Annotated in this window: 9 protein-coding genes; 7 read left to right on the top strand and 2 right to left on the bottom strand. The window is 49.5% G+C overall.

The window, feature by feature from the left end; translation table 11 throughout:
• Positions 1-55 precede the first annotated feature (55 nt).
• Together pstB and phoU are read left to right on the top strand one after the other, a co-directional pair.
• Entirely contained in the window at positions 56-781 is a 726-nt protein-coding gene (pstB, locus tag DBO31_RS06520) for a phosphate ABC transporter ATP-binding protein PstB (protein ID WP_150824740.1), read from the top strand.
• Positions 782-801: 20 nt separating this feature from the next.
• Positions 802-1,452: a phosphate signaling complex protein PhoU gene (gene phoU / locus DBO31_RS06515; protein ID WP_150824739.1), complete on the top strand. Its 651-nt coding sequence runs from the start codon at positions 802-804 to the stop codon at positions 1,450-1,452.
• Positions 1,453-1,535: 83 nt separating this feature from the next.
• Here phoU and DBO31_RS06510 read toward each other — a convergent pair whose 3' ends face one another.
• Complete coding sequence (locus DBO31_RS06510) at positions 1,536-2,471, bottom strand: YitT family protein (RefSeq protein WP_075581997.1); 936 nt, start codon at positions 2,469-2,471, stop codon at positions 1,536-1,538.
• A gap of 237 nt (positions 2,472-2,708) precedes the next feature.
• Between DBO31_RS06510 and ispE the strand changes: the two genes are divergently transcribed.
• Genes ispE through DBO31_RS06490 form a run of 5 tightly spaced genes read left to right on the top strand, consistent with a single transcriptional unit; the run spans position 2,709 to position 7,221 of the window.
• Positions 2,709-3,563 (top strand): 4-(cytidine 5'-diphospho)-2-C-methyl-D-erythritol kinase, encoded by an 855-nt coding sequence (ispE, locus tag DBO31_RS06505; RefSeq protein WP_150824738.1) that lies wholly within the window; start codon positions 2,709-2,711, stop codon positions 3,561-3,563.
• A gap of 5 nt (positions 3,564-3,568) precedes the next feature.
• Entirely contained in the window at positions 3,569-4,315 is a 747-nt protein-coding gene (locus tag DBO31_RS06500) for a GntR family transcriptional regulator (RefSeq protein WP_113855443.1), read from the top strand.
• 18 nt (positions 4,316-4,333) lie between these two features.
• The gene (locus DBO31_RS09395; RefSeq protein ID WP_170087610.1) at positions 4,334-4,495 is read left to right on the top strand and encodes a hypothetical protein; all 162 of its coding nucleotides are present in this window, start codon (positions 4,334-4,336) and stop codon (positions 4,493-4,495) included.
• Positions 4,492-5,802 carry a nickel-dependent lactate racemase gene (larA, locus tag DBO31_RS06495; RefSeq protein WP_150824737.1) on the top strand — a complete coding sequence of 437 codons (1,311 nt, stop codon included), beginning with the start codon at positions 4,492-4,494 and terminating at the stop codon, positions 5,800-5,802. The genes DBO31_RS09395 and larA overlap by 4 nt, the downstream gene beginning before the upstream one ends.
• Positions 5,803-5,820: 18 nt before the next feature.
• Entirely contained in the window at positions 5,821-7,221 is a 1,401-nt protein-coding gene (locus tag DBO31_RS06490) for an FAD-binding oxidoreductase (RefSeq protein WP_113855445.1), read from the top strand.
• A gap of 59 nt (positions 7,222-7,280) precedes the next feature.
• Here the strand turns inward: DBO31_RS06490 and DBO31_RS06485 are convergent.
• The coding region (locus DBO31_RS06485; RefSeq protein ID WP_150824736.1) for a phosphotransferase family protein at positions 7,281-7,823 on the bottom strand (543 nt) is incomplete at its 5' end.

Raw genomic sequence — 7,823 nt, 5'->3', positions numbered from 1 at the left:
AGCTGTAGCACAGGAAGCTGCTGGCACAGCGGAATATACATTTGACGTTACCGATATGGATTTGTTCTATGGTGATTTCCAGGCGCTGAATAGTATCAGTATGAAAATAAAAAAACATGAAATCACTGCCCTCATCGGACCTTCCGGCTGCGGAAAATCGACGTTTTTGAAAACACTGAATCGCATGAATGACTGGGTGGAGGGATGTCGTGTCACCGGTAAAATTCTCTTTGAAGGAAAAGATATTTTTAAAGAAGTCGATCCCCTGGCTTTGCGCTACCGCGTCGGCATGGTTTTCCAGCAGCCGACCCCCTTCCCTAAGAGCATCTACGAAAATATCGCCTACGGACCACGTATCCAGGGCATTAAAAATAAACAGAAACTCGATGAAATCGTTGAAAAAAGTCTCCGTCAGGCAGCCTGCTGGGATGAAATGAAGGACCGTCTCCAGAAGAGTGCCCTTGGCCTTTCCGGCGGCCAGCAGCAGCGTCTGTGCATTGCCCGCACGCTGGCAGCTGACCCGTCGGTCATTCTCATGGACGAACCGACGTCGGCACTGGACCCGATTTCCACACAGAAAATCGAAGATCTGGCACTGGAATTAAAAGAAAATTATACCATCGTCATCGTAACGCACAGCATGCAGCAGGCACGCCGTATATCCGATAAGACAGCGTTTTTCCTTTTGGGGGAACTGATTGAATTCAATAATACGCTGGATATGTTCACCAATCCGTCCAATCCGAAGACGGAAGAATACATTACAGGCCGGTTCGGCTAAGAGGGGAGCGTCTATACATTATGTTAGAAGTTTACGAGAAATCCGTGACGGAACTGCGCAATGAAATGATCGAATTAGGCATAAAAGTGGAGCAGGCCGTCGATAATGCCTGGAAAGCACTGGAACAGAAAGACATCGAACTGGCTAACCGGATTTATAACGGCGATGATGAAATCGATACGATGGTCAGGGACTGCATGAAAAAAGACCTGACGATCAGCATGATGCAGGGCCCTGTTGCAGCCGATTACCGCGCTCTGATGGCTACATTGAAAATCCTTTCCGATCTGGAACGGATAGCTGATCACTGTGCCGATATCAGCCATTATGTCATCCATCTGGAAAAAACGCACCATAATAGACCCCTGCCGGCAGGCCTTAGGGAAATGTATGGCGTCATGTCGTCTATGGTCAGCGATGTCATCGATTTTTATAAAGAAAAAGGATCAGCTGGCCGTGCCGGGATGATGCGTGACAAGGATGATATTGTCGATATGGCATTTAATTCTATCATGGCAGAAATCTCTAAAGAAATTACAGCCCATCCGGAAAACTCCCGTGATTATATCGCCATCGTCCTGGTGGTGAAATATATTGAACGCATGGCCGACCATGCCAACAACATTGCCGAATGGCTCATATACCGCGATACGAACGAACTGCGCATATAGTATTTCGTTTGTTTTATACCGTAAGAAGGGCTGTCACACGAAACAATTCTGCTTCGTGTGACAGCCCTTTTGATGTAATCCGATTAATATTCCGGTGGCAGTGTGTTTTTTGTGTGGGGAATTCCCATGGACGATTTCTGTATATCATCATCTTTGGCAGCCGGGCGGGTAAAACCCTGTCCTACGACTTCTGATGCGTCGCTGATGATCATGAATGCCTGGGGATCCAGTTTGTTTACCAGTTCTTTTACCTTAGATACTTCCGTCAGTTTAATGATGGCATAGACAATCTGCTTATCCTGCATCGTATAAGCACCCTGACCATGGAGATACGTGGCGCCATGACCGGTATAGCGCATCAGGACCTGGGCAATCATGCTGGCCCGGTTTGAAATGATGACGACCGATTTGCGCTGTTTGAGCCCGACGACGACTTTGTTGGTGACAAAGGCAGAAATATAGACTCCGACGAAGGTCAGGACAGCCAGTTCCAGCGTGAATAAGTAAGCTGCAAAAATAAGGATGAAGCCGTTGAGAATCATGACGACATTCCCCATTTCCAGGGAATAATATTTTTTCACGATGGCTCCGACGACATCCAGGCCGCCGCTGTTTCCGTTGTACTTGTAAATGATTCCCATGCCGAGACCGTTTACGGCACCGCCGGTAATGGCGGAAATAATCGGGTCCTTGACAAGCATCAGGTCGGTCAGAAAGGCCGTGGCATCGAAGGCAATGGAAATAACAATCGTTCCGACAATACTGAGTATCGTATACTGACGGCCCATGAACTTATAACAGGCTGCCATGATTGGTATATTCAGGATGAACATGCCGATACCGATGGGAAGGCCTGTCAGGTAATAAATGAGAATGGAAATACCGCCAATTCCTCCGCTCAGGAGATGGTGGGGAATGAAAAATGCCGTGACCCCCGCTGCGGCGATAAAGCTTCCAATGGTGGTGGCGATGTACGGAATCAGAAACTCTTTCAAATTGAAATCTTCTTTTACTTTCATGATGCCTCCCTGATCTGAATAGTTGAAAGTACGTTGTAAAATGCGAAAAAAAACATTATAATGAAGATTACAATACAGGCATTGTATGTATACGTATGCCCGCCGGTACACGGCCTGTCACATGGATATCCGGCTGTCTCATCATTATAGCATACGTAAGTTTTAATTCAACACAAAAAAATGTAAATCCCAATAGAAAAATACGGCGTATCATGGACAGAGAACAGGAGATATAACATGATAGAAGAAAAAGCATATGGAAAAATCAATCTGGCGCTGCAGATTACGGGCAGACGTGAAGATGGATACCATGACATTGACACGGTATTCCAGTCTATCGGCCTGTGTGACACGATTCAGCTGGAACAAGCGGATTCTTTGGAAATTTCCTGCTCTGAACCAGCTCTTCCCTGTGACCAGTCTAACCTGGCCTACAAGGCGTATGAAGCGCTGAGGCCGTATTGCAAGGGCAGGGCAGGCGTCCGTATCCATATCATCAAGAAAATCCCTATCGCTGCCGGATTGGCCGGTGGCAGTACCGATTGTGCCGCTGTTCTGCGCGGCCTGAACCGGCTCTGGCACCTGGGTCTTTCCTACGACCGTTTGTGTCATATCGGCGCACGTCTCGGTGCAGACGTTCCCTTTTGTATCCGCGGTGGTACGGCCCGCGGTACGGGCATTGGGGAAATACTGAAAAAACTGCCTTCGCTGCCAGACTGGCCTGTACTCATCGTCCATCCACATATTGCCGTTCATACGGGTAGAGCGTACAGCCTGTTTGATTCCCAGCCTGTACGTTCTCCGGTCGATATCAATGCCCAGGAAGAAGCCGTACGGGCCGGCCTGTTGGAACGGGTTACGTCGGCACTGGGAAATACCTTTGAAGAACTGGTCATTCCCGACGTGCCGGAAATCAGCCGGTTCAAACAGTTATTGCGCAAAGAAGGACTGAAACCGCTCATGTCAGGCAGTGGCCCGACTCTCTTTGCACTCGTTCCGCCTTCTCTGAAACATCATGAGGTTGCGGGACGGCTGCGGCAGCTGGCAGGTGATGCCGATATCTTTACCAGTACATTAGTTACGGGGGATTGAATACGATGGAAACGAATACAAGACATACAAAGCTGGAACCGATTAAATTAGATGCGTATAAACCACTGCGCGAAGTCGTCAGTGAGTCATTGCGCAAAGCGATTAAAGATGGTGTTTTAAAACCGGGCGAACGGCTCATGGAAATCCAACTGGCCGATGAACTGGGGGTCAGCCGCACGCCTATCCGGGAAGCCATCCGCAAACTGGAGCTGGAAGGGTTTGTCGTCATGGTGCCGAGACGCGGTACCTATGTGGCTGATATTTCTCTCAAGGATATTGCCCAGGTCTTTGAAATCCGCAGTGCTCTCGAAGAATTGTCGGCGGGGCTGGCGGCAGAACGGATTACACCCGATGAACTGGAGGACCTGGAACGGATACTCGTAGAAATTAACGAGTATATTGCCAATGATGATTTCGATAAGATCGTCGATGCCGACATCCGATTCCACGACGTTCTGTACCATGCCAGCCGCAATAACCGGCTCGTCGATATACTGAATAACCTCAGGGAACAGATGCTGCGTTTCCGTTCTATTTCCATGCACTATCCGGGCCGCCTGGCAGCAACCTGGGAAGAACACCGGCAGCTCGTGGAAAATATAGCCAACCACAATAGTGCACAGGCGCGTAAAATTGCGAAAAAACATATGGAAAATTCTGAAAAAACACTGCTCAAAGGCATCAGCAAGGATGAGGAATCGGCCCGCTGGGTACACGAACTGTTTCCTCATTCTCCTGAAGAGCATTCGTAACAGGCAGGTGTGACGCTCATGCATCAGTTGACTCATTGTTTGAAAACATTCCGGCATAAGTTTGACCGCGATGACGATTTTGAAGAATTTCTCTTTATTCTGGCATTTATGCTGTTTGTATTGTTATTTGTCCGGGTCCTGGTGGCCATATATATGGGACATTGGGGGTTATTTGAATGAAGACATATGTATTGCCCTATGGAAAAGGAAATCAAAAGGCAGATATACCGGAAGACCATGTATTATATGATTTGCATGGCCCTCATGCGGAAGCCGTTGAGGACGAAGAACAGGCTGTACGGGAGGCCCTGCGTCATCCCATTGACTGCCAGCCTCTGGATGATATCATACAGCCGTCCGATACGGTCTGCATCGTCGTCAGTGATATAACCCGGCTGGTTCATACGGACCGCATGCTGCCCGTACTGGTGCAGGAATTGAACCGTATTGGCGTACAGGACCATCAGATCACGGTCCTCGTTTCCCAGGGAACCCACCGGGCTCACACGGAACAAGAAAATGAAATAGTCTGCGGCAGCGATATGGTGCGCCGCCTGCACATCGTCCAGCATGACTGCCATGATGCCAGTGCCCTGACCTGCGTGGGCCGTACGAGCTTTGGTAATGATGTCTATATCAATTCCCTGGCGGCAAAGGCCGATAAACTGATCCTGACGGGAGCCGTTTCCTTCCATCCCATGGCCGGATTTGGCGGCGGGAGGAAAGCCGTATTGCCAGGGATTGCCGGCTTTGATACGATTATGCGCAATCACTCCCTGGCTCTTTCAGAGGTTCCGGGCGGTGGCTGTCATCCCGGTTGTCATGCCGGAGCTCTAGAGAGAAATCCCTTCCATGAAGATATGAAGGAAGCCTGTGCCATGGTCCGGCCCGACTTTCTCATCAATACCGTATTTACACCTGACGGGGATTTATATGAAGTCGTAGCCGGTCACTGGAATACAGCATGGGAAAAAGGATGCCGTGATTTGCTTCGTATAGGGAGTGTACCGATACAGAAGCTGGCCGATGTGACTATAGCGTCTGCCGGCGGATATCCCAAGGACCTGAATCTGTATCAGTCTGTGAAGGCGCACATGAATGCCGTCCTGGCGACCAGACCGGGAGGAATACTCATCTTTACACTGGAATGTCCTGACATTCAGGAACCGGCTATTTTTACGGACTGGTTTTTCCGCAATGACCTGGATGCGTGTGAACGCGAACTGCGCAATCAGTTCCTCATGCCCGGATTTGTTGCCTTTAAGGCACGCTGCATCATTCAGTCGATGAAGGCCGTATACGTCGTGACACGGAAAGAAAATTTTGATGTCATCCGCCGAAGCGGCCAGATTCCGGCGGCTACGCTGGAAGAGGCCTGGCAGATGGCCCGGACCGTCTTGGAAGAGGAGGGATGCCGTGATTATGGCGTTACCATCATGAGTCATGCGGCGGCTACACTTCCTGTGCTATGTAATATTGATACGTAATAGAAAGGATATACACTTATGAAATATAATCCCGTAACCGGCGATGTGATACAGGCACTGCAGCAGATCACCGGAGAAAAATATGTCAAGACCAATCCGGATGTACTGGCGGCCTATCAGTCTGATGAAAGCCTGGCTCCCGATATGTGGCATCTGCCGGAAGTCGTCGTAGCGCCGGGAAGTACGGAAGAAGTCGCGCGTATCATGGAGGTGGCGAACCAATACAAGATACCCGTCACTCCGCGCAGTGCCGGGACCAGTGTCAGCTGCGGGGCCGTTCCCGTCTGTGGAGGCATCGTCCTTCTGATGGAACGGATGAACCGCATCCTGGAAATTAACGAAGACGGCATGTATCTCGTCGCCCAGGCCGGGGCCCGCACGTCAGACATACAAAATGCAGCCAAGGCCAGAGGACTGATGTATGCCGGGGACCCGTGCAGTGCAGACAGCTGTCTCATCGGAGGCAATCTGGCTACCAATGCCGGCGGAAATAAGGCCGTCCGCTATGGAACGACACGACATCAGGTCTATGCCATTGAAGTCGTTTTACCCAACGGTAAAATCACACATCTGGGAGCACCCTTAAAAAAATGCTCGACCGGATATTGCCTGGACCAGCTGATTATCGGGTCGGAAGGTACGCTGGGCATCATTACCCAGGTCACACTCAAGCTGGTGCCGCTCTGCCCGTACAAGCTGGACGTGCTGGCTGTCTTTACGGATCTTGCCAAGGCGACGGCCCTGGTGCCGAAACTGGTAAAGGCCGGACTCAATCCGACGTCTGTAGAATTTATGGATAACAACTTCGTCCGCCGGGCCAGTGATTATAGTGAATTGCGCCTGCCCCATTATGAAGACGGGTTCTATGATATTATTTCTATCGAAACGTTCAGTGAAGCAGAACTCGATGCCAAGATGGATATACTGGCATCTATCTGTGAAAAAGCAGGTGCTACGGACGTGGTGGAAGCCGATGACCGTGTCTGGAAAGTACGCCGCAATTGCCTGGAAAGTACGCGGGCGTTGTCGAAAGTGGCTACGTCCGAAGATCTGGTCGTGCCGGTGCCTAAAATTGCAGAGTGCATCCAGACCTTAGTGGCAGAAAGTAAAAAATACGATTTCCTTCTGTTCTGTCTGGCTCATGCCGGTGATGGAAACCTTCACTTCCAGATTATGAAGCGCGATATGAGCGACGAAGAATGGAAAAAACAAGTAGCCGCTTTCCGTGACTTTGCCTATCCCTATGTCTATAAACTGGGGGGACGCCTTTCCGGTGAACATGGCATCGGATACAAGCGGATGCCCTATCTGGAACGATGTGCCGATCCGGTTGAACTGGAACTGATGAAAACCATTAAACGGGCACTCGACCCCAACGATATCTTAAACCCCGATAAAGTCATCCATATAGAAGAATAAACATAGCAAGATAAAGAGGCATCTCATTACGTCTTGAACGCGAGGAGATGCCTCTTTTGTCATAGGACAAGATTTTTTAAATCAGCATGCATGTCTTCTTTGAGCAGGTCCATATTCTTTCGCAGCCGTTCATACCGGAACGCACAGTAATCGAGAAAATCATCGCCATTATAGTGGCGTATGAGGGCCCAGTTTGTCCATAGGAAATCCTGTTCCAGCATGGAAATCTTAATTTTCATCAGTTCGTCATCGGAGACAGGACGCTGGAAATAGTGCTGCAGCAGATAGTCTATAGCGAAAGCAGGGAGTCGGGACTCCAGTATATAACCGGCGATATCCCAGTACAGACTGTTCATGCCGGCATATTCCCAGTCGATGAGATAGGCATCTCCCGTCGTCATGCTGACGAGAAAATTTTCCGGGACCGTATCATTATGACAGGGGACGAGGACAGGAGAGGCGTCGTACGTATCCTGCCAGGTGCATAACTGTTCTTTAATGACATTGTGATCGGTAAATAATTCACCGTGCTGTTCCTTTATGATTTCTTCGTATTTCGATAGTTCTGACAGCCAGTCAAAACGGTTGGGAAAGGGATTTGT

The organism is Megasphaera sp. DJF_B143 (assembly GCF_900320625.1).
GTDB classification, from domain to species: Bacteria; Bacillota; Negativicutes; order Veillonellales; family Megasphaeraceae; genus Megasphaera; species Megasphaera hexanoica.
The sequence above is the reverse complement of the archived record's forward strand: the minus strand, read 5'-3'. Positions and strand labels throughout refer to the sequence as shown.

Coding starts and splice junctions, on each gene's coding strand:
- pstB (WP_150824740.1), top strand. CDS start 56: ATGGATTTGTTCTATGGTGATTTCCAGGCGCTGAATAGTATCAGTATG.
- phoU (WP_150824739.1), top strand. CDS start 802: ATGTTAGAAGTTTACGAGAAATCCGTGACGGAACTGCGCAATGAAATG.
- DBO31_RS06510 (WP_075581997.1), bottom strand. CDS start 2,471: ATGAAAGTAAAAGAAGATTTCAATTTGAAAGAGTTTCTGATTCCGTAC.
- ispE (WP_150824738.1), top strand. CDS start 2,709: ATGATAGAAGAAAAAGCATATGGAAAAATCAATCTGGCGCTGCAGATT.
- DBO31_RS06500 (WP_113855443.1), top strand. CDS start 3,569: ATGGAAACGAATACAAGACATACAAAGCTGGAACCGATTAAATTAGAT.
- DBO31_RS09395 (WP_170087610.1), top strand. CDS start 4,334: ATGCATCAGTTGACTCATTGTTTGAAAACATTCCGGCATAAGTTTGAC.
- larA (WP_150824737.1), top strand. CDS start 4,492: ATGAAGACATATGTATTGCCCTATGGAAAAGGAAATCAAAAGGCAGAT.
- DBO31_RS06490 (WP_113855445.1), top strand. CDS start 5,821: ATGAAATATAATCCCGTAACCGGCGATGTGATACAGGCACTGCAGCAG.